19 protein-coding genes are annotated in these 21,512 nt (G+C 67.7%); 6 read left to right on the top strand and 13 right to left on the bottom strand.

The features are described from left to right. The first annotated feature begins 1 nt into the window (after position 1). Positions 2–1,192 (top strand): magnesium and cobalt transport protein CorA, encoded by a 1,191-nt coding sequence (locus tag B4E96_RS10810; protein ID WP_286957527.1) that lies wholly within the window; start codon positions 2–4, stop codon positions 1,190–1,192. A 61-nt stretch (positions 1,193–1,253) separates the two neighbouring features. Next, positions 1,254–2,213 carry a hypothetical protein gene (locus tag B4E96_RS10805; protein ID WP_170273752.1) on the top strand — a complete coding sequence of 320 codons (960 nt, stop codon included), beginning with the start codon at positions 1,254–1,256 and terminating at the stop codon, positions 2,211–2,213. Here the strand turns inward: B4E96_RS10805 and B4E96_RS10800 are convergent, their stop codons facing one another. Continuing rightward, the gene (locus B4E96_RS10800; RefSeq protein ID WP_170273753.1) at positions 2,214–2,978 is read right to left on the bottom strand and encodes a CDP-alcohol phosphatidyltransferase family protein; all 765 of its coding nucleotides are present in this window, start codon (positions 2,976–2,978) and stop codon (positions 2,214–2,216) included. It abuts the gene before it with no gap. Then, positions 2,975–5,074 carry a S9 family peptidase gene (locus B4E96_RS10795; RefSeq protein WP_286957525.1) on the bottom strand — a complete coding sequence of 700 codons (2,100 nt, stop codon included), beginning with the start codon at positions 5,072–5,074 and terminating at the stop codon, positions 2,975–2,977. Before B4E96_RS10795 ends, B4E96_RS10800 begins: the two co-directional genes overlap by 4 nt. Positions 5,075–5,183: 109 nt before the next feature. Here B4E96_RS10795 and B4E96_RS10790 point away from each other — a divergent pair, with 109 nt between their 5' ends. Then, on the top strand, positions 5,184–5,957 hold the full coding sequence (locus B4E96_RS10790; RefSeq protein WP_259795135.1) for an HpcH/HpaI aldolase family protein: 774 nt from the start codon (positions 5,184–5,186) through the stop codon (positions 5,955–5,957). Positions 5,958–5,996: 39 nt separating this feature from the next. Here the strand turns inward: B4E96_RS10790 and B4E96_RS10785 are convergent, their stop codons facing one another. From B4E96_RS10785 to dcd, 11 genes are all read right to left on the bottom strand, one after another. Continuing rightward, entirely contained in the window at positions 5,997–6,725 is a 729-nt protein-coding gene (locus B4E96_RS10785; protein ID WP_286957524.1) for a hypothetical protein, read from the bottom strand. A gap of 31 nt (positions 6,726–6,756) precedes the next feature. Further along, positions 6,757–8,280: a sensor histidine kinase gene (locus B4E96_RS10780; protein WP_286957523.1), complete on the bottom strand. Its 1,524-nt coding sequence runs from the start codon at positions 8,278–8,280 to the stop codon at positions 6,757–6,759. Next, positions 8,280–9,029, bottom strand: a complete 750-nt coding sequence (locus tag B4E96_RS10775; protein ID WP_286957522.1) for a response regulator transcription factor — start codon at positions 9,027–9,029, stop codon at positions 8,280–8,282. The genes B4E96_RS10780 and B4E96_RS10775 overlap by 1 nt, the downstream gene beginning before the upstream one ends. A gap of 42 nt (positions 9,030–9,071) precedes the next feature. After that, the gene (gene mnhG, locus B4E96_RS10770; protein WP_170273757.1) at positions 9,072–9,449 is read right to left on the bottom strand and encodes a monovalent cation/H(+) antiporter subunit G; all 378 of its coding nucleotides are present in this window, start codon (positions 9,447–9,449) and stop codon (positions 9,072–9,074) included. Next, positions 9,439–9,936 carry a monovalent cation/H+ antiporter complex subunit F gene (locus B4E96_RS10765; RefSeq protein ID WP_170273758.1) on the bottom strand — a complete coding sequence of 166 codons (498 nt, stop codon included), beginning with the start codon at positions 9,934–9,936 and terminating at the stop codon, positions 9,439–9,441. The genes mnhG and B4E96_RS10765 overlap by 11 nt, the downstream gene beginning before the upstream one ends. Further along, a complete protein-coding gene (locus B4E96_RS10760) occupies positions 9,933–10,595 on the bottom strand; it encodes a Na+/H+ antiporter subunit E (protein WP_170273759.1) in 663 nt (220 codons plus the stop codon). Before B4E96_RS10760 ends, B4E96_RS10765 begins: the two co-directional genes overlap by 4 nt. After that, positions 10,592–12,172 (bottom strand): Na+/H+ antiporter subunit D, encoded by a 1,581-nt coding sequence (locus B4E96_RS10755; RefSeq protein WP_286957520.1) that lies wholly within the window; start codon positions 12,170–12,172, stop codon positions 10,592–10,594. The genes B4E96_RS10760 and B4E96_RS10755 overlap by 4 nt, the downstream gene beginning before the upstream one ends. Next, positions 12,169–12,651, bottom strand: a complete 483-nt coding sequence (locus tag B4E96_RS10750) for a Na(+)/H(+) antiporter subunit C (protein WP_170273760.1) — start codon at positions 12,649–12,651, stop codon at positions 12,169–12,171. Before B4E96_RS10750 ends, B4E96_RS10755 begins: the two co-directional genes overlap by 4 nt. Then, the gene (locus tag B4E96_RS10745; RefSeq protein ID WP_286957519.1) at positions 12,648–15,671 is read right to left on the bottom strand and encodes a Na+/H+ antiporter subunit A; all 3,024 of its coding nucleotides are present in this window, start codon (positions 15,669–15,671) and stop codon (positions 12,648–12,650) included. The genes B4E96_RS10750 and B4E96_RS10745 overlap by 4 nt, the downstream gene beginning before the upstream one ends. A gap of 111 nt (positions 15,672–15,782) precedes the next feature. Beyond that, a complete protein-coding gene (locus tag B4E96_RS10740) occupies positions 15,783–16,778 on the bottom strand; it encodes a hypothetical protein (protein WP_286957518.1) in 996 nt (331 codons plus the stop codon). Positions 16,779–16,788: 10 nt separating this feature from the next. Further along, positions 16,789–17,391, bottom strand: a complete 603-nt coding sequence (gene dcd / locus B4E96_RS10735) for a dCTP deaminase (RefSeq protein WP_165883951.1) — start codon at positions 17,389–17,391, stop codon at positions 16,789–16,791. Between the two features lie 289 nt (positions 17,392–17,680). Here dcd and B4E96_RS10730 point away from each other — a divergent pair, with 289 nt between their 5' ends. The 3 genes from B4E96_RS10730 to B4E96_RS10720 are packed head-to-tail and all read left to right on the top strand — an operon-like array spanning position 17,681 to position 21,507. Further along, positions 17,681–19,300, top strand: coding sequence for an LPXTG cell wall anchor domain-containing protein (locus B4E96_RS10730; RefSeq protein ID WP_286957517.1), 1,620 nt, complete (start codon positions 17,681–17,683; stop codon positions 19,298–19,300). 26 nt (positions 19,301–19,326) lie between these two features. Beyond that, a complete protein-coding gene (locus B4E96_RS10725; protein WP_286957516.1) occupies positions 19,327–20,475 on the top strand; it encodes an ABC transporter in 1,149 nt (382 codons plus the stop codon). Between the two features lie 48 nt (positions 20,476–20,523). Next, positions 20,524–21,507 (top strand): hypothetical protein, encoded by a 984-nt coding sequence (locus B4E96_RS10720; RefSeq protein ID WP_286957515.1) that lies wholly within the window; start codon positions 20,524–20,526, stop codon positions 21,505–21,507. The last annotated feature ends 5 nt before the right edge of the window (positions 21,508–21,512 follow it).

Raw genomic sequence — 21,512 nt, 5'->3', positions numbered from 1 at the left:
GATGGCCGATCTGCGCTACACCTACCGGTTCGCCTCCGAACATCTAGGACACCGGCGCGACGACAATTTCGTCCTCTACTCCGATCACGTCGAGGTCGCCTCGATGACCTCGATCCGCGAGGCCGCCCGGGCATTGGCCGCGGCCGAGGAATCCGATGAGGAGCGGCCGTTCCTGTGGATCGACATGTACCGGCCGACCCATGAGGACCTCACCGAGCTGGCCGAGGCGTTCTCCCTGCACCCGCTGGCCATCGAGGACGCGATCGAAGCCCATCAGCGGCCGAAGTACGAACGCTACGGCTCCACCGAATTCGTCGTGCTGCGCCCGGCGGTCATCCGCCGCAACCGGCCGCAGGCCCCGGCCGGGCTGACCGATGCGCAGACCGGTGCCGCAGCCGGGGGTGCCAGGGATACAGGCGGTGCCGGTGCCAGCGAGCCGGCGGAGGCCCAGTCGGTCGACATCAAGGTCGGTGAGATCCACATCTTCCTCGGCGCCCGGTTCATCATCGTCATCCGGCACGGCACGCTGCTCGATACGCAGAACGTCCGCGAGGTCTTCGAATCCGACACCCGGTTCTCCGGGTTCCCGCAGTTCTCGGCGCTCTACCGCGTCATGGACCGCATCGTCGACAACTACCTGCCGGTCGTGGCGATCCTCGAAGACCAGACCGATGACCTCGAAGAGCGGATCTTCACCGGCACCCCGGCGCAGTCGCAGGACATCTACCACCTCTCCCGCGAGCTCATCGAGCTCGACCGGGCGGTCAAACCGCTCGAAGGGGTCATCGACACGCTATTCAACTCGCTTGTCGTGCACACCGTGCCGGCCGAACTGCAGCGCGGCCTGCGCGACGTCGCCGACCACATCCACAGCGTCAACGAGCGCGTCGAACGGCTGCGCAGCGTCCTGCGCGAGCTGTTCACCTTCAACTCCACGCTCATCTCCGAGGCGCAGAACGAGGACATGCGGCGAATGAACGAACTGTCGATCCAGCAGAACGAGCAGATGAAGAAGATCTCCGGCTGGGCCGGCATCCTCTTCTTCCCGTCACTGGTCGCCGGCACCTACGGCATGAACTTCGACACGATGCCCGAACTGCACTGGATCTTCGGCTATCCGTTCGCGCTCGGGCTCATGGTCGCCGGCTCCGGGTTCCTGTTCTGGCTGTTCAAGCGGGCCGGGTGGCTCTGAGAAGCCCTGGCCGCAGAATTGCCGAAAGGCCCGCCACCGGCCGCATGCGAGAATTCCACACGTGACCCGATCCCCCTGGTTTCAGCTCATCGCCTCCTACAGCGCAGCCGACCTGCCGCTGTGCCGGCGCTTCGAGATGGACGCCGCCACCCTCATCGAGATCTCCGGTGCCGACCGCCTCGGCGACCTCACCCCAGCCAACGCGATCGAGGTCCCGCAGCTGTCCGAGATCTCCGCCAGCACGCTGACCGCCGAGGCGATCGCCGCTGACGACCCGCTGGCCACCACGCTGGCCGCTGCCCTGCGGCAGGCACTGCAGCGCCGCCAGCTGCTGTGGCTGGCTTCGATCGACGCCGGGCAGGTCGCCCGGCTGCAGGAGGCCTTCGGGGCGAACGTGCTCCATGTCGCTGGGGCCGGTGACAACGGGTGCGTGCCGGTGGCGCTCAATCCCGAGAACTGGGTGCGCACATGGGCGGACGGCTCACCTGCCCAGCAGGCGTTCGTCCGGGCTGCCGGCACCGGCACCGATGCGCTGACCCTGACCCGCCGCAGCCTGGCCGCGCTGCGCCGCACCGCCGCCCCGATCATCGAACGGTCCTGGCCGCGCCGGTTCTTCCGCAGCCCGAAGGTCATCGCCTATTTCGTGGTGCTGGTGTACTCAGCGCTGCGGGCGCTGCCGGTGTCGTTCGTCTCCCAGTTCAAGGGTCAGCTGTGGGTGCTGTGGACGATCGACCTCGTCACCGCGATCCCGTACACGTGGGGTGTCATCGCGATGGTCGCCGGGCGGCAGCGGATCACCCGGCTGCTCGGCACGATCGTCGCCATCATCACCTTCACCGCCCCGTACGTGTACTTCTGGCTCAAGGGCGATCAGTACCCGCTCTACGTCATCCTCATCGTCGCAGGCCTCATCGTCTTCACCTGCCTGCTCGAGGCCTCCCGCTGGCAGCGTAACCGGATCGTCAAATGGCGACTCGGCGGCCGCGCGCCGACGCGGAAGGGCCTCTCCGAACGGTTCTAGCTACTCGACGGCCTCGGCGGTGCTGCGGGCGCTGCGGCCGCGGATATCGCGCAGGATGCAGGTCGCGGCGAACCAGCCGCCGGAGAGCCAGAACGCTGCGAGCAGCCACACCGGGCGCGCAGGGTAGATCGCGACCATCCAGGCGGTCGCCCCCATCCACACGAGCACCGAGATGATGTTGAGCGCCATGAACCGTTCGACCCGGAACGGGTGCGTGTAATGCGTCGGCACGAGGGTGAGCACGACGAACACGAGCACCGCGGCGATGGTGAGCGATGCCGGCAGGGCCAGCACATAGAGCATCACCGCGATGACGTTCCAGGCTGCCGGGAAGCCGATGAAGTAGTAGTCGGTCGACTTCCAGTTCTCATTGGCGTAGCAGAACATCGAGGACACGAGGATGAGCACCGCCAGCCCGATCGCCACCGGCTTGGGACCCAGCGGCAGGTGCATGAGCATGAACAGCACCGGGATGAACGTCCACGTCAGGTAGTCGACGACGATGTCGACGACGGTACCGTCGAACCACGGGGCGATCTCCTTGACGCGGGCTTTGCGAGCGAGGAACCCGTCGACACCGTCGATGAGCGCGGCGATGCCCAGCCACAGCCACATCCAGCCGATATGCCCGTCGAGCAGGGCGAGCATCGCCAGCAGCGCCCACAGGAACCCGGAGAGGGTGAACAGGTGCACCGCCCACGCGCCGGCGTATGCGCGCCGGCGGTGGGTCGTGCGCTGGGGTTCGGGAGCGGGGCTGGTCGTCATGGCAGTCTGCGAATCCGCGCGCATGCGCCGGTCACGTGCTGGTTGAGGAAGGCGATGAACTCCCGGTACCACTGGCGGGCGTTGCCGCGTCCGAGGATCCAGTGGTTCTCATTCGGGTAGTACAGGAACCGGTGCTGGGTGTTTCCGTGCGCATCGAGCGGGGTCTTGGAGAAGGTCAGCAGGTCGAACCACAGCTGCTGGCCCTGCCCGATCGGCACCCGGTAGTCCTTGTCGCCGTGGATGACGAGCACCGGCACCTCGATGTCGCGCACATACAGGTGCGGCGAGTACGTCTGCGCCTGCTCGGCCATCGCCAGCGCCCATGAGCCGTTGTCGGTCGTCGCACCCATCGTGGTGACGTCCCACAGGGAGGCGTGGGTGACGATGCAGCGGAACCGGTCTGCGGTGTGACCGGCGACCCAGTTGGCGAGATACCCGCCGTAGGAGCCGCCGGCGAGCGCCTGCCGGGTCTCGTCGATGTCGTCGCGGGCGATCGTCGCGTCGGTCAGTGCCATGACGTCGTCGAAGGGGGCGCCGCCGAGCTCCTGCTGGCCGCGGTCGATGAAGGCCTGCCCGTATCCGGTCGAGATCGCCGGGTCCGGCATGAGCACCGCATAGCCGGCTGCGACGAAGGGCCACGGGTTCCAGCGGTAGGTCCAGGAGTTCCAGGACCCCCACGGCCCGCCGTGGACGAACACGGCCAGCGGGTAGGGTGCGCTGGCCCCCGTTCCCGAGGCAGTGGTTGCCGTTCCCGAGGCGGTGGCTGGCAGGGCGAGCCAGGCGCGGATCTCGGTGCCGTCGGCGGCGGTCGTGGTGACCTCTTCGAGCCGGCCGGCAGGTTTCAGGTCATCGGCAGGGTTGGTGCGCACCGCGACGTCGCCGGTCGCGGTGTCGATAGACACGAGATGCGGGGCTTCGGCGACCGAGGAGCGGATCGCGAGCACCCCCTCGGGCGTGGTGACGAGATTGCTGTAGTGGTACGGCTGATCGTCCCCGCCTGCCAGCAGGCGAGGTTCGGCGTCATCGAGTCCGCCGATCCACACGGCTCCGCGGCCGCGGTAGTCCGAGGTCGCCAGCAGTGTGGTGTCATCGAGCCAGGTGATGGAGTACCACTGGTCGCCCTCAGGCCACAGCCGGCGGGTGGTGCCGGTGGCGAGTTCGACGAGCAGCGGCCGCATCTGCAGGTTCGACTCCGGGGTCCACGCGGACTCTTCGCTCACCACGACGAACCGGTTATCGGGGCTGAGCGCTTCTGCGGTGTAGTCGGTCGGGTGTGCTGAGCGCAGCAGCACGCTGGTCTCACCGGAGGCGATGTCGACGAGCCAGATGTCGGTGGCATCGGTCGTCTTGGCCTCCAGATGCCGCACGTCGAGAATGGCAAGCCTGCCGTCGGCGGCCAGTTCGACCCCGGTGATCCGGCCAGCGGGCACCGGTCCGTGCCGGAAGGAAAGCGTCCCGTCATCGGCGATGTCGCCGAGGTCGGCGATGAGCAGGCCGTCGCGGTCGGGTCCGAGGTCGGTTTCCCAGCGGCGGATGGGGAAGGAGTCGTGCAGGATGCCGGTGATCTTGTGGGCCTTGCGCTTGCCGTACAGCTCGGCGTGGGTCTTCTCATCCTCAGCGCCGGGGACGATCGGGCCGGTAGCCAGCACGGTTGCACCGCGCACGGCCACGGAGGAGAAGCCGCCGGGGCGGGTGGCCATCTGGATGGCCTCGCCGCGGGCAGGCAGCTTCCACAGGCTGGCGTCTTCGGCTGCGTCGTCGGCGGTGTTGGCGCGCTTGGCGATGAACCACACATTGCCGTCATCGTCGACGCTGGCGGCTCCGACCGAGGCGAGCGGCGATGTCAGCCGCACAGGCGCCTCATCGACGGAGTAGAGGGCGGTGAGGTAGTCACCGGCGGCCGGATCGCCAGCCGCGTCGTCGCGGCCTGCGGTCTCGCCGGTCTCCTCCGCCTCGGCGGCGGGAGCCTGCTGGACCGTCTGCACGAGGGCGACGGCACCGCCGGTGGGGTTGGCGGCCAGGCCGTTGAGGCGGTGGGCGTCGAGCAGCGCGTCGATGCTGATGCCCGGGGATGCGGGAGTGTCGGAAAGAGTCATGGGCGAAACGCTACCAGCGTTGGCCGGGAGTGCGGTGGGGGGAAATGCTCAGAATTCACATCGTGGCACACGCATATGCTCCCCTGATCGCGGCGGATACGCTGAGGTCATGACGACCGCACATGTGCGTGAGCGCCTCGCCTCGGGCAAGACAGCGCTGGGAACCTTCATCCTCGAATTCGCCACCCCGGGCATCGGGGCGATCTGCGCTCGGGCCGGAGCGGACTGGGTGCTCTACGATCTCGAGCACACCGGCTGGTCACTCGATGCGATCCGCCCGGCCCTCGCCGTGTCCCGCCGCGAAGACATCGCCTCCTTCGTCCGGGTCGCCGGGCACAGCCAGCATCTCGTCTCCACCGCGCTCGATGCCGGGGCCGAGGGGATCATGATGCCCTATGTCGACACGGCTGAGCAGGCCGCGGAGATCGCCGCGTGGATGCACTTCCCGCCGGCCGGCCGGCGCGGCAGCGCCTTCGGCATCGCCCACGACCTCTACTCCCCCGGCGCTCCGGCGGACAAGCAGGCGGCGGCGAATGAGTCGGTGATGTTCCTGCCGCAGATCGAGACCCCGGCTGCGGTCGAAGCTGCCGAGGAGATCGGCGCGGTCGAGGGTGTCGATGTGCTCTTCGTCGGCCCACTGGACTTGTCGACGAACCTCGGCAGGCCCGGGGACTTCACCAACCCGGAGTTCCTCGCCGCCCTCGACACGGTCGCCGCGGCAGCGAAGGCGACCGGCACGGCCGCTGGGATCTTCTCCACCTCCGAGCAGCTGAGCGCCGCAGCATTGGAACGCGGTTATTCGGTCATCTCGCTCGCCGGCGACATCTTCACCTACCAGGCCGCGCTGGCGGCAGGGCTGACGGCGATCCGCGAACGGGACTGAGGCTCAGGCCGAAGTTCAGACCCACATCCTCGGAGGCGGTTACTGCCAGTCGGGGATGATGAGCTGTTCATGTTCGAGGAAGACGTGCTGGACGATCTTCTCAGCCGTCTCAACAGAGGCCGGATTCCCGTCACCTGCTGCGGTGTTGACGCTGACGGTCTCCATCCGGCCCTCAGCCTGATGCGAGGCGTGGACGGTGAACCCGTACCCTGATTCCGCGTCGGTGCCGATGAACTGGATCGCTGAGGCACCGAGTTCGGACTTGTACGCCCAGCCGGCGCCGTTCTTGACCCGGATGTCGCGGTCGGCGAGCTTCTTGCCGTTGGTGTCGCCGTAGTCGAACTCGTATTCCTTCTTGAACTGCAGCTCCTCCTGCGGCGACTGCCGGAAGCTCTCCTCGCAGGTGATGTGCATCGTCATCTGCTCATCGGGGGACCCGAAGGTGTAGAAGATGTACCTGCCGCGCTCAGAGCCCGGCGCCGGTTTGGCATTCGGCGGCAGCGCGACCTCGAGCCGGGAGGCGCACTCGCCGGCGAAATCCGCCCGGTGCATCTTCCAGCCCTCGGGGATCTGCGGGCCGGTCTCGGTCGGTTCGGGTGCGGGTCCCTGGGTCGGGGCGACGGCGATGCCCAGCGGCGCGCCGGGCTCATCGGAGGTGCGGATGCCCACCAGCCCGCAGCCGGAGAGCAGCACCGCCACTGCGCTCGCTGCGGCGAGCGCACGCAGGGGGCGGCGGTGCCGGGCCCGAGGTGTGCGGTGTGTTCTCACGGCGTCTCCAGTGTCGTGGGGCGAGCGGGTGTCAGTGGGCGGGCGGCTGCGGTGAGCCGGAGCCGTGCTGCTGCGGGCCGGGGCCTGTCTGCGGTTGCTGGGGCTGCTGCCCGGACTGCGGCTGCTGACCCGGGCCGGTGTGCGGCTGGGGCTGGAGGCCTGAACCGAACGGCTGCGGGCCTGAACCGAACGGCTGCGGGCCCGAGCCACGCTGCTGCGGGCCGGGACCGGTCTGCGGCTGCTGCCCGGTCTGCGGCTGCTGCGGGGCGTGGGCCTGCGGTGGCGGGGATCCGACCGGCTGGGATCCGACGGGCTGCTGCGCAGGCCGCGGCGGGGCGAACGGCGAGCGCTGTCCGCCGGGCTGCTGGGGCGGCATCCCCTGCTGTGGCGGCGGGCCGTAGGGACCTGGCTGGCTGCCGGGCATCGGCTGCTGCTGGCCGTTGTTGCCCAGCGTCTCACCGGTGGCGGTGTCGTGCCATTGGCCGTCGACCTTCTGCAGGCGGCGCTTCGATCCGCGGCGCGGGGTGCCGAGCATCCGGCCGAGTTCGGCCTCGGATGGGGCGCGGGGCGGGCGGAAGGACTGGTCGGCGCGGCCGGCCTTGTTGGCGTTGACCGGTTCGACCGGCCGGGAGCCGGCCACGGCTGCCGCACCGTCGTAGTCCTGCGGGGCCACCGGCTGCTGTGCTTCGCCGAGCACCGGCAGCACGAGGCGGACCGAGGTGCCCTGGCCCTCTTGGCTCAGCAGGGAGACCGAACCGCCGTGGCGGCTGATGATCGAGCGCACGAGCGAGAGCCCCATGCCGGAGCCGGCGACGGCGCGGACCTGTTGGCCGCGGCTGAGCTCATCCCAGACGGTGGCCTGTTCGGCTGCGGGGATGCCCATGCCGGTGTCGGCGACTTCGATGACGATCCAGCGGTGCTGGTTGATGACCTGCTCATTGGCGCGCAGCTCGATGACGTCGGTGTCGGTGGAGTATTTGATGGCGTTGCCGAGCAGGTTCATGATCGCTGACATCAGCAGGTCCTCTTCACCAGCCACATCGGGCAGCCGCCAGGGGGCGCGGGCGACGGTGGCGATGATCATCCGGTCCTCGGCACCGGGTGCGGTGCGGGCGTCTTCGACGGCCTGGTGGATGAGCTGATCCATATTCACCCGCTGGTAGTGGATCTCGCGGGATTCGATGTCGGCGAGCTTGCGCAGATCGGCCAGCAGGCGGGCCACACGGCGGGAGGAGGTGTCGATCTGCCGGGCGACCGGTTCGATCTCACTGGATGAGGCAACCGGTTCGGTGACGAGTTCGCGGATCGTCGCCGCCGAGGTGCGCAGTGCCGTCAGCGGGTTCTTCAGTTCGTGGTCGAGGCGGATGAGCATCCGGTTGCGGTTGGCCAGTGCTTCGTGTTCGGCCCGAGCCCGCTCCTCAGCCCGCAGGGCGGCTTCGCGTTTGCGCAGCAGGTGGCGCAGGTAGAAGAACGCGCCTGCGAGCAGGCCGAGGAGGAGCAGCACCAGGATGAGCAGCAGCCAGATGCGGATCTCGAAGATGAGGAACTGGTTCATCACGGCCTCGCGTTCTCAGCGCCGGTGACCTCGGCGACGAACCGGTAACCGCGGCCCTGCACGGTACCGATCCAGCGCGGGTTCGAGGCGTCCTCGCCGAGGACGCGGCGCAGCTCGGCGACCCGGGAGTCGACCGCACGGGTGCCGACGGCGTCGTCGAAGCCCCACAGCACCTCGAGCAGGCGCTGGCGTTCGATGAGCTCGTCGCGGTGGACCATGAGGTATTCGAGCAGTGTCACGCCCTTGGGCGTGATGACGAGTTCGCGGTCGCCGAGCCACACGCGCCGCGAGGTGCGGTCCAGGCGCAGCCCGAAGGTCGACACGAGCACCGGGGCGGTGGCCAGCGGCGGGCCGTCGTGGCGGGTGCGGCGCAGCACCGCGCGGATGCGGGCGACGAGTTCGTGCGGGTCGAAGGGCTTGTTCAGGTAGTCGTCAGCACCCTCTTCGAGTGCCATGGCGCGTTCGACGGCTTCGCCGACCTGGGTGAGCAGCAGCACCGGCACCCAGTTCTCCTCACGGCGCAGGATGCGCAGCACCTCGCGGCCGTCAGCGCCGGGCATGAGCACGTCGAGGACGCAGACGTCGGGTTTGTGCCGGCGGATCTCGTCAAGGGCGAGTTTGCCGTCGGGTGCGGTGATGACCCGCAGGCCGGAGCGTTCCAGGAACGGGGCGACGGCACCGAGCACATCGGGTTCGTCGTCGGCGAGGACGACAACGGGACGGTTGTCGACACCGGGCTGCGCAGTCATGGAGATCCTTCGCTTGGCTCAGATTTGCTCTTATCCCGAACTTTAGCCGTCTTGCCGGCGTTCGTGCTCGATTGCGTCGCGCTCCTCAGCCAGCGCCACGGCATCGGAGAGCTCATCGCGATAGAGCATCGAGCGGCGCAGGTGCTTGGTGCGGTAGCCGGCGCGGCCGACCATGTGCGTGCCGACCGGAGTGGTGACCATCTGCAGGGTGACGATGAGCAGCAGGGTGGTGATGACGCCCCAGTGGAACTGCTGGATGCTGATGGCGACCATCATCAGGATGAGCCCGAGGATCTGCGGCTTGGATCCTGCGTGCAGACGGCTCATGAGATCGGGGAAGCGCAGCAGCCCGATGGATGCGGCCAGCGACAGCGCTGCGCTGCCGATGAGGAGGGCTCCGGAGAGGATGTCAGCGATCATTCTCATCTCCGTTCGACTCGTCAGCATCGACTGCCGGATCGTGCAGCTCCACGACGTCCTCGCCGACGTCGCCGTCTGCAAGGGCTTCGGCGGCGGAGTGCTCGACCACCGCCTCGGCGTCGGAGGCGAACAGCGGACCGACCTGGTGCCGGCCGGGAACATTCGATTCCGACAGCGCACGCTCGTGGGCCTTGGCGGTGCCGCGGGACTCACCGATGACCGGGGTGCGGGACTCCGAGCGGCTGACGTAGCGGGACACCGCGACCGAGCCGGCGAAGCCGAGGGAGGCGAGCGCGAGCATGACCGGCAGCAGGTCTGTGCGGCCGGTGACCACGATGAAGCCGCCGAATCCGCACAGCATGGTGGCCAGCAGCACGTCGGTGGAGATCATCCGGTCGAGGATCGAAGGCCCCTTGATCATGCGGGTGACGGTGATGTAAAAAGCGGCTGCGAAGAGCAGACCGGCGATGACGGCGACGATCGTCATGGGCGCTTCCTCCTCCGCTGGGAGATCGACAGGTGTTCGAGCACCGGCCGCTGTCCGTTCTCCTGCCGCCAGTCGTTGAGGATCGCGATGTCGTGGGCGGAGCCGATGGCGCGCACGAGATGGTATTCGATGCGGTAGGCCAGGGCTCTGGCCTCTTCGACGTCCTCATCGCTTGCGCAGTTGAGCACATGCAGGTAGATCGTCGACCGGGCTCGGTTGATCTCCGTGGCGAAGGAACCGGGGATGAGTCCGGCGACGAGCGCGACGAGCGTGATGAGCAGGTCGGAGCGGGTGTGCAGGTCGATGGCGACGAGACTGCCGGCGCGCACCTTCGCCGGGCGCACCGACAGCCACGCCACTTCGATCGAGGCTTTGACCATCGACCAGGTGAACCAGGCGATGAACACGATGACGTACCAGACGTTCATGCGACCGGAGAACTCCACCGGCGGCAGATAGAAGATGCGGCTGACTGTCCAGGCGATGATAAGCCCGGTGCCGACCGTCAGCACGCTGACATCGTCCCACAGCATCACCCATAGGGCGATGAGACCGGCGAGCAGCAGCCAGTGCTCCCGACTGGGCAGGCGGAAGAACCAGCGAAGCCGCTGGCCCAAGGTGGGTTTGCGCTCTGCAGAGAGGATCCGCTGGGGACTCATCGGTCACCTCGCAGATCGAGCACAGAGGTGATGTAGGTGTTGGGTCCGCGCAGGTTCTCCGCTGCCCGGGACGAGACGTCCCACAGGGGGCCGGCGATGAGCGTGAGCGAGACGCTGACGGCGACGATGAGGGTGGTGGCAAAGACCATTGTCGGATCCGAGGTGATGGACGAGGTCCAGCGGCGGCCGTCGGCCAGGGCCGCGCGGCGTTCCTTGAATTCGGTGACGAGTTCCTCGGTGGGCTCTTCAACGTCGTCGGGGTCGCGCCAGAAACCGAGGTTCCAGGTCTTGCCGATGACGTAGAGGGTCAGCAGGCTGGTGAGCGTGCCCGCGCCAATGAGCACGAAGATGAGCCAATCGCGTGTGTCGAAGCCGGCGGTGAAGAGCGCGACCTTGCCGATGAACCCGGAGAAGGGCGGGATGCCGGCGAGGTTGAGAGCGGGAATGAAGAACAGCAGGCTGATCCAGGGAGCGAGCACACCGAGTCCGCCGAGCTTGCGGATCGAGGTGGAGCCGGCGCGCTGCTCGATGAGCCCGATGGCCAGGAACAGCGCGGTCTGCACCAGAATGTGGTGCAGGGTGTAGAAGATCGCAGCAGTCAGTCCTTCGACGGTGCCCATGGCGACGCCGAAGATCATGTAGCCGATGTGGGAGATGAGCGTGAAGGACAGCATCCGCTTGATCTCCGACTGGGCGATCGCACCGAGGATGCCGACGAGCATCGTCAGCCCGCCGATGACCAGCAGCGGTACGCGCAGGTCGGATTCTGCGAAGATGACGGTTTCGGTGCGGATGATCGCGTAGATGCCGACCTTCGTCAGCAGCCCGGCGAATACGGCGGTGACCGGGGCGGGGGCCGTCGGATAGGAGTCCGGCAGCCAGAACGCCAGCGGGAAGACCGCGGCTTTGATGCCGAAGCCCAGCAGCAGGATGATGTGCAGAATCAGCTGGACGTCTTCCGGCAGCCGGCCGATCCGCTCGGACAGCTGGGCCATGTTGACGGTGCCGGTCGCGGCGAAGATGAGGCCGATGGCCGAGAGGAAGATGATCGAGGACACCAGCGAGATGACGATGTAGGTCACGCCCGCCCGGATCCGCTCACCGGTCGAGCCGAGGGTCAGCAGCACATACGAGGCCGCCAGCAGCATCTCGAAGCCGACGTAGAGGTTGAACAGGTCGCCGGTGACGAACGCTGCTGCCACACCGGCGCACAGAATGAGGTAGGCGGGATAGAAGACGCTGACCGGCGTCTCGTTTGAGGTGTCGGCCATCTCTTCGCCGACGGCGTAGAGGAGGACGCCGAAGGTCACGATCGCTGAGATGACGAGCATGAGCGCTGAGACCCGGTCGACGACGAGCGCGATGCCGAAGGGCAGCTCCCAGCCGCCGACGGCCAATGCCTGGGTGGCGCGGGCGTCGACGCCGATGAGCAGGACGACGTCGATGGCGAGCACGGCCAGCAGCGTGATGATGGTGATGGCCGCCTGAGCGCGCGCGCGGCCGGCGAGCATGAGGGTGATGCCGGCGCCGATGAGCGGCAGCAGGACAGGCAGAGGGATGAGCATGGCCAGACTCATGAGCGCTCATCCTCCTCATCGAGGTCGAGGGCACCGGGGATCGGCGACTGGGCTTCGTCACCGAATTCGGTGTCGTCGTATTCGCCGCTGGTGCCGGCTTCCTCGGCGCTGTCACGGCCCTGGGCCAAGGCGATGCGGATGTCCTCGATGTCGTCTTCGAGGTTCTCATTGCGCACCAGTCGCCAGGAGCGGTAGATCATCGCGAGCAGGAACGCACTCATCGCAAAGGTGATGACGATGGCGGTGAGGATGAGTGCATGCGGCAGCGGGTCGGACATGCCGGCGGCGGAGAGGTTCTGCCCGTCGGTCAGCGGCGGGCGCCCGGGTGGGCCGGCGGTGAGCATGATGAGCACGTTGGTCGCATTGCCCATGAGCATGAAGCCGAGCAGCACGCGGGTCAGGGACCGGTCGAGCATGAGGTAGATGCCGCAGGCGTACATGACGCCCATAGCCAGCAGCATGACGATCGAGGGACTCACAGTCGCCCTCCCGATGCTCCGCCGTCGACGTCGACATCGTCCATCCGGCCCAGCAGCGTGTGCAGCTGCTGGGTGTCCGGTCGGGCCTGTTCGGTGGACAGCGATTCGGCCAGCCGCCGCTCATCGACTTCGTGGTGGCGGTCGACCTCGGCGCCGAGGCTGCGGAGGATGTCGAGCATGAGGCCGATGACGATGAGGTAGACGCCGATGTCGAACAGCAGCGAGGTTCCGAGGTGGATCTCCCCGATGACGGGAATCTTGACGTCGAACCATGCCGCGTCGAAGACGGTGCTGCCCCAGAGGAGCCCGCCCACCGCTGTGCCGGCGGCGAAGACCAGACCGAGGCCCAGCAGCTTGCCGGCGTCGACCGGAGCGGCCTCTGCCAGTTCGTAGCGGCCACCGGCCAGATAGCGCAGCGCCAGCGCCAGACCGGCGACGAGGCCTGCGGCGAAGCCGCCGCCGGGCAGATTGTGTCCGGCGAAGAGCAGATAGACGGAGAACACGACAACAGCGTGGAAGATGAGCCGGACGATGACTTCGAGCATGATCGATCGGTTGGCCGGCGACAGGGTCCGTCCAGCCAGCAGCCAGGCGCTGCGGCGCTCTTCGGAGCTCTCCTTCTCATCCGCCAGCGCCCACGCCGGAGCGAGATCGTCCTCGACGGGACGGTAGAGGCGAGAGAAGACGCTGGGCCGGTTTGCGTCGATGCGCTGCAGGGTGCCTTCACGGCTGCGGACGAAGATGAAGCTTGCGACGCCGGTGGCCGCGGCGACGACGACGGAGAGTTCGCCGAGGGTGTCCCAGGCGCGGATGTCGACGAGGGTGACGTTGACGACGTTGGTTCCGTGGCCGATCTCGTAGGCCAGGCGCGGGAACATGTCACCGATCGAGGCGTCGGCCCGGGCGCTGAACGCAACGAAGGCCACCACCATCATGGTGATGCCGAAGCCGGCGCCGATGAGCGCCCGCAGTGAGGGTGAGAGGCGACCGGCTGAGCGGCCGATGCGGGCCGGCAGGCGGCGCAGCACGAGGACGAAGACGACGATCGTGATGGTCTCGACGAGCGCCTGGGTCAGTGCCAGGTCGGGTGCGCCCTGGTGGGCGAAGAACACGGTCATGCCATAGCCGGTGACGCCGACGACGACGACGGCGGCGAAGCGCTTGTCCGCAGTCGCTGCGGCGATTGCGCCGATGATCAGGGCGCTGGCGATGAGCAGCTGGAGCCAGGAGTCGGTGAAGCTGACCTCGGCGGGCCAGGTGTCGTTGAGGATGAGGGCGATGACGATCGTGACGATCGCGAACAGATAGATCACGCCCTGGTAGAACGGCATCGAACCGCGCTGAGTGCGGGCGGTGACGCCGGCAGCGAAGGACTCAAGCCAGCTGACGGTCCAGCGGTAGCCGCGGTGGAAGTCGAGTCCGTCGGGCATCGCCGCCTGGAAGGACCTGACCCGGGTGCGGAAGGCGAACAGCACAAGACCCAGGCCGATGATGAGAAGGCTGAACAGCAGTGCCGGCTCCAGCCCGTGCCACAGCGCCAGATGGTAGGGCTGTCCGCTGCCGGTCACCGGCAGCTGGCTGGTCCAGGGGCTGATGAGCCGGTCAACGGACGAGGCGGCAAAGCCGCCGATCAGGGTCAATGCGGTCAGCAGCACCGGGGAGCTGATGAGCAGCGGGCTGTCGGATCCGGGGTCGACCGGTTCGACGCCGGGCTTGACGGAGAAGGCACCCCAGACGAAGCGGGCGGAGTAGGCGACCGTGAGGATCGAGCCAACGGTCACGCCGATGAGTGCGATGACGCCTTCCTTGGAGCCGTCGGCCAGCAGCGTGGAGAAGACGGCTTCCTTGGCGGCGAAGCCGAGCGTCGGCGGCAGCCCGGCCATCGAGGCAGCCGAGATGAGGGTGAGGGCTAACAGCAGCGGTGAGCAGTGCGCATAGCCGGAGAGCTTGCGCAGGTCGCGAGTGCCGGCACGGTGGTCGATGATGCCGACGATGAGGAACAGCGCCGCCTTGAACAGGCTGTGGGCCAGCAGCAGGGCAAGCGCTGCGGTGGTGAGGTCGCGACTGCCGAAGGCCGAGACGATGGTGAGGAAGCCCAGCTGCGAGACGGTGCCGTAGGCCAGCAGCAGCTTGAGGTCGTACTGCTTGAGGGCCTGCCAGGCGCCGATGAACATCGTCGCGATGCCGAGGCTCAGCAGCATGAGATGCCAACCGGGCATCGTGCTGAAGCCCGGCGCCAGGCGCATGACGAGGTAGATGCCGGCCTTGACCATCGCAGCGGCGTGCAGGTAAGCGCTGACGGGGGTGGGAGCGGCCATGGCGCCGGGCAGCCAGAAGTGGAAGGGCACAAGCGCGGACTTCGAGACGGCGCCGACGAGGATGAGGACGATCGCGGCGATGACGAGACCGTCGTGGTAGCCGGCCTCGAAGCCGCGCTGGACGGCCGAGGAGAGCTTGCCGCTGCCGAAGATGTTGCCGAGGAGGATGACCCCGATGAGCATCGACAGCCCGCCGGCGGTGGTGACGATGAGAGCCTGCAGCGCCGCACGCCTCGTCTGCTGCCGGGAGTGGTACTGGCCGATGAGCAGGTAGCTGAAGATCGTCGTGCCCTCCCAGAAGATGAAGAGCAGCAGCATCTCATCGGCGACGATGAGCCCGTACATCATCCCGGCGAACGCCATGAGGATCCCGGCGAAGCGGCCGAGTCTGAGCTCATCGGCATCGAAGTAGCGCGCGCAGTAGAGGAAGACAAGCGCCCCGACACCGGTGACGAGCAGGGAGAAGATCCACGAGAGCATGTCCATCCGGAACACCAGCGACATGTCGAGCGCCGGAATCCAGCGATAGGACTCAACCCACACCTCGGCGCCGGTGAGCATGAGCGGGGCGAGCGACAGCGACAGGGCGAGACCAGCGGCGGGGACGAGTGCGAGCGCGGCGAAGCCGGTGCGGCCGAGGTACCGGATGAACAGCGGGGCGATGACGGCAGCCAGGAAGAAAGCTCCCGTCATCACTGCCATGCTGTCACCTCACCCCCAGCGGTCCACGCCTCTATTCTGGCATATCCGCCGATGCCGGTGAAAAGCGGCGAGGGGATCAATGCTGGTCAGCATCGACGTCAGATCCTCCTGTCAGCCGCGCAGCTGGTTCTCGGTGACGAGGAAACCGCTTTCGTCGACGGCGATGCCGGCAGCCCCGGAGATGACGGAGGCGGCCATCTCCTCGAGCCTCACGGCGGCGGTGCGGCGCAGGTTCGACAGCCATGCGCCGGGCTGCCGGTCGTAGCGGCGGTCGTCGGTGTCGATCCAGGTCAGGTGGTAGCACACGGCGGTCTCGCCGAGGTGTTCGGTGACGATGCGCGGCAGAGCGGTCTCGACGCTGACGCGCACCGCGATGCTGCCGGCGGCCGGGCCCAGCTCATCGAGGCTGACGGTGACCTCATAGCCATCGAGCACGACGGGTTCGTCGGGGTCGACGATGCCGGCGCCGATGAGCTCACTGACCCGGGCCTCCTGCTCCGGGGTCAGCGGGCCGGGCAGGTCGGCGCTCGGTTCGAGTTCGCGCAGCCGGGCCAGCAGCACGTCAGGGGCCAGCCAGTAGGGCGAGTAGACGAAGATGTCGATGTGGGATTCGGGATCCGGGGTGATGATCCGGTTGGTGCGCCCGTTCTCGTCTGCGAGCCTCACGGCGACGTGGAGGCGGCGGGCGAGGGCGATGAGCGCGGCCAGTGACCGGCCCTCTTCGCGTTCGGGCAGGCCGTCGGGGAAGTGGCGTTCGAGGCCGTCGGCATCGGAGTACCACTCCGGGGGTGGGGCGTCCTCGCGGTCGCGGGGGCAGGACAGGGCGAAGACGACATCGGCCCAGTCGGGCAGTCCCAGCCGGGTGCGGGCCTCGGCCGGCAGGTAGATCGGGCCTTTGAGGGCCGAGTGGCGGGTCATCCGCCAGCGCAGCACCTCAGGTGCGGTGCTGGTCGCCGGTGCCACCGCCTCGGGTTCGGGCAGCCGCGGGTAGAGGTTCGACAGCAGCGCGATGACGTCGCTGGCCTCCAGGCCGGCGTCGACGATGAGCAGGTGCTCACCGGCGAGGACTTCGGGGCTGCGCGGGTCGGGAGTGGCTGGTGCGCTCATGGCGGTGGTGTCAGTCGTCTGGGCCGTTGCCGGTCATGGGCGCGCGGTGGAAGTTCATGAACGCGCGCGAGGCGGTGGGCCCGCGCTGACCCTGGTAGCGGTTCTTGCGGGCGGCATCCGAGCCGTAGGGGTGCTCGGCTGGGGAGGACAGGGCGAAGAAGCACATCTGGCCGATCTTCATGCCCGGCCACAGAGTGATCGGCAGGGTCGCGACGTTCGACAGCTCCAAAGTGACGTGACCGGAGAAGCCGGGGTCGATGAATCCAGCAGTCGAGTGGGTCAGCAGGCCGAGGCGGCCGAGGGAGGACTTGCCTTCGAGCCGGGCGGCAATATTGTCCGGCAACGAGATGAGCTCGAGCGTCGAGGCGAGGACGAACTCCCCGGGATGCAGGACGAAGGGGCCTTCGGGGTCGACTTCGACGAAGCGGGTGAGCTCCGGCTGCTCCTGGGAGGGATCGATGACGGAGTACTTGTGGTTGTCGAAGAGCCGGAAGTAGCGGTCGAGGCACACGTCGATGCTCGCCGGCTGGATCATCTCCGGGTCGTAGGGGTCCAGACGCACGTTCCCGGCGTCGATCTCGGCGCGGATGTCACGATCAGATAGCAGAGTCACCCTGCCAATCTATCGCGATTTGGCAACGATTTCGTCACTTTCCAGCGGGCTGGTTCACAGAAAACTCACCGAGAGCTGGACAGATGCTCTACAGTGGGTTGTGACATTACGCCCGCGCCGATGGTGCCTTCCCCCTTTGTGACCAAAGGAAGCCGGGAATGCCAGGGTCATCCCTGGACGCACTTCGTCGCCTTCTGCGTGGACGTAGCCTCCACAACCGAAAGGCCGAACTGTGAAGACTTCCAAGAGTCTTGTGCTTGCCCCCGCAGTCGCCGTAGCGGTTTCCGGCATGTTTGCCGTACCAGCCGTCGCGTCCACCAGCACTGCGCCCGATAGCCCGCCCGCGCAGGGCGACACGAAGAAACCCGAAGCCACTGTCGAATCCGAGACTGTCACGCAGTCCGACATCACCGACGAGGACAAGGGCATCAAGTTCTCCGGAAGCGGGTTCGACGGTGACAAGACCGCGAGCGTCACCGTCACCGGAACCGACGGAACCGAGTACAAGGCCGAGAAGAAGCTGACCGTCAACGACAAGGGTGAAGTCAACGGCTCGTACTACTTCACCACCACCGGTGACGCCAAGGTGCCGCTCGGTGAGTACAAGCTCAAGCTCGTCGGCAACGACTCGAAGGTCGAGTCGACCGAGGTGTCCTTCAAGGTCGTCTCCGATTCCGACGCGCCGGCTCCGACGCCGACGGCTACCGCCACCGAGACGCCGACCCAGACCCCGTCGGATACTCCGGCGGCACCTGAGGTCAAGATCGGTGAGCTCAAGGCCGGCGCTGCCGACGTCAACGAGAAGGCGTTCGCCTCCGACGGACTCGCTTTTACGGGCGAGGGGTTCTCTCCCGAGCTGAAGACGAACGTCACCGTCGAGGCCCCGGCCGAGCAGGGTGAAGAGCCCCAGACGGTCAACGCGAACGTCACCACCGACAAGGACGGCAAGCTCACCTTCACCGTCAAGGGCGTGCCGACCACCCACGGCCCGGCCACGGCTGCGGCCGGCGAAAGCGACGCCCAGACGGAGACGCCCAGGGAGGACGAGGCTGAGGCTCCCCTCGAAATCGCCGTCAAGCCGGGCACCTACACCGTCAAGGTAGGTGCCGAAGGTACCGATAAGAAGGCGACCGCCACCTTCAACGTCACCGCGGCGCCGTCTCCGACCCCGTCGCAGACGTCAACCCCGACCCCGTCGGAAACCCCATCAGAGACGCCGAGCGCCACTCCGTCGGAGACTCCGTCCGCCACCCCGTCGGCTACGCCGACCGAGACTCCGTCCGGTGAGCCGACCGAAACCCCGTCGGAGACCCCGGCCGGTGAGCCTTCGGCCACCCCGTCCGAGACTCCGTCGCAGACCCCGAGCAAGTCGCCGGTGCCCACCGGCCAGCCGACGGAATCGGATGACAAGAAGGCTGAACCGAAACTCACAATCGACCCGCTGGAGATCGCCTCTGCCGACTTCGGCAAGGACGGCGTCAAAATCATCGGTGAGAACTTCGAGCCCGGCCAGAAGGTCACCATGGTCGTCAACCACGCCCAGGGCAAAGTCAAGCAGTACACCACGGAGGTCACCGCCGATGACAACGGCGTGGCTGCCTTCCGGGTGCGTGCCGTGACCACCCCGGTGCTCGGCCAGTACAACGTCACCGTCCACCCGTCCGACGCCGCAGCCGACGGTGACCAGGCGCTGCACGGCAGCTTCACCGTCATCACCAACGGCTCGTCGGTCGGCGATGAGACGACCGGTGACACGAAGAAGGACACCTCCGGTGGCACGGACCTGCCGCGCACCGGTGCTGAGCTGACCGGACTGGCAATGGGCGCAGGCCTGCTCGTCATCGGCGCAGCCGCTGTCGTCATCACCCGCCGCCGCACCGCCGGTGGCAATGGACCTGCCGACATCTGAGCTGAGAGTTCAGAAGGCAGGCTGCTGTGACGATGCGCGACCCCGGTCACCTCGCTGTCCACACAGTCGAGGTGTCCGGGCGACCGCTCGTCTCCGCTCCGCTTGACCGCGGGGACCGCCTGGTCGTCATGGGCGACCGGGACGACGTCTCCCATGTGCTTGAGAGGGCGGCTGCGCTGCCCGGCACCGCTGTGGTGCCGGCGCCTGACGGGGCACCCAGGCTCAGCGTGACCGCATACCTCCGCCGGATCGCCGGTTCGGGAACACCCCAGCGGGGTGGCCCCGAACCGGTCGATCCGGATCATGCCTTGGATGCCTTCGGGCTCTCCTATGACCGGCTGCACCGCACCCGCCTGGGTGATCTCGGCCCCGACACCCGCGTGCGCCTGCATCTGGCGGCAGCGCTCGTCAGCGGCGCACAATGGCCCATCCTGGACAACCCCTTCGCCGGCCTGCCCGGCGACCTTCGAGCAGGTGTACGAGGAAGACTGCTCGGGGTGTGCGAAGAGTTCGGGCTCGGGCTCATCCTGGCCAGCAACGACCTCCTCGACGCCGCGACCACCGGGGGAACGACGGTCGTCGTCGAGAAGGGCCAGGTCGCCGATTCCGGTGAACTGGCGGCCATGCTGCGCAGCCCGCGCAGCAACCTGGCGGCATCGTTCGCCGGGGTCAACGTCTTCTCCGGGCTGGCCCGCCGCGGCTGGCTCTCGATCGGGCACTCACAGGTGCGAGCCCGCACCGAACTCGACGGCAAGGTCTTCGTCACCATCCCGACCGATGCGACGACGATGTCATTCGACGAGTTCGATCCCGTCTTCACCGCCGAGACCGTCTTCGAAGCGCTCATCGTCGGCATCCGCGATCGCGGTTCTCGCCTGCAGATCGTCGTCTCCCCCTCTGACACCGAGGTGGGCCTGGCGATGACAGCCGATGTGCTCGATTTCCGTTCACCGCCGGGGGATCCGGGCCACCGCAACCCCAACCCCGAATCCGCCCCGAATTCCGATGCCGAGGCGCCCACCGCCTCGGGCACGGAAGCCTCACCGTGGGGTGTCCTGCACCCCGGGCTCGGGGCCACTGTCGCCGAGACGCTGGCGAACGTGCGGGTCGGCGCGCGGGTGCACATCGAGGTCGATACCTCTCGCATGCACGCCTATCCTGTTGACGTGGAGTAGCCGCACCCCGCTCATCGGGCCTGCGGCGCAGAGCGGAGGGAACAGGCGATGAGGCGACTGATCGGGCGCGCACGCGCGCTGCTCATCGCCGGCCTGCTCATCATCGCGCTCACCGCAGCCGCCGTGCCGCTGCTCAACCTCACTGTCTACTCCCCCACCCGGGTCGTCGACGCCTACTTCGCAGCACTCGCCGACGGGGACGCCGCCGCGGCTCTCGGTATGCTCTCCGCCCCGCCGCTCAGCGAGCGCACCCCGCAGAACGCCCTGACCGATAAGGTGCTCGCCGGCGCTCCGGCTGTTCCCGAGCACGTGCAGATCACCAACACCGAACGCGACGGCGACACCGCCCGTGTCCGGGTGCGCTACAACCTCGGCTCGGCCACCCGCACCACCGATCTGACCCTGCAGCAGGGGCCTGCGACCTGGGGGCTGTTCGAGCGCTGGGCGATCGCCTTCGATGAGTGGCCGCAGCTGTCCCTGCAGATCAGCGGCTCAGGCACCGCCGATGTCAACGGGGTCGACGTGCCGGCCGGCGACGGGCCGGTGCCGGTGCTCTTCCCGATGGGTTACAACATCGGCTTCAACGCCGAGTACCTGACCTCGGAGGTCAAGCAGGTGATGGTCACCGGCAGCTCCGACGATATGGGCGTGGCCCTGCAGCCGACTCCCACCCCGGCGCTGACCGCCGAGGTGAAGCGCCAGATCGAGGAGCACCTCGCTGGCTGTGTGAGGGCGACGACGCTCATGCCGACCGGCTGCACCTTCGGCTATGAGACGGAGAACGAGATCATCGGCGAGGTGTCCTGGCGGATGCTTGAGGACCCGCAGGTGAGCCTGCGCAGCTCCGGTTCGCAGCTCTCGCTCGTGCGCTCACCTGCCGTCGCCGAGGTGTCGGGCACCTACCGCGACAGCGTCACCGGGTTCGAGTTCGACTTCCGTGAGGAGGTGCCGTTCACCCTCGGCGCCGAGGTGATCGTCACCGGTGATGAGGTGCGGGTTGAGCCCAACAGCGGAGCCGAGCTCGGCGGGTGACGGAC

The sequence above is a fragment of the Brevibacterium sp. UBA7493 genome, from assembly GCF_002479565.1.
Lineage (GTDB): Bacteria > Actinomycetota > Actinomycetes > Actinomycetales > Brevibacteriaceae > Brevibacterium > Brevibacterium luteolum.
The sequence above is the reverse complement of the archived record's forward strand: the minus strand, read 5'-3'. Positions and strand labels throughout refer to the sequence as shown.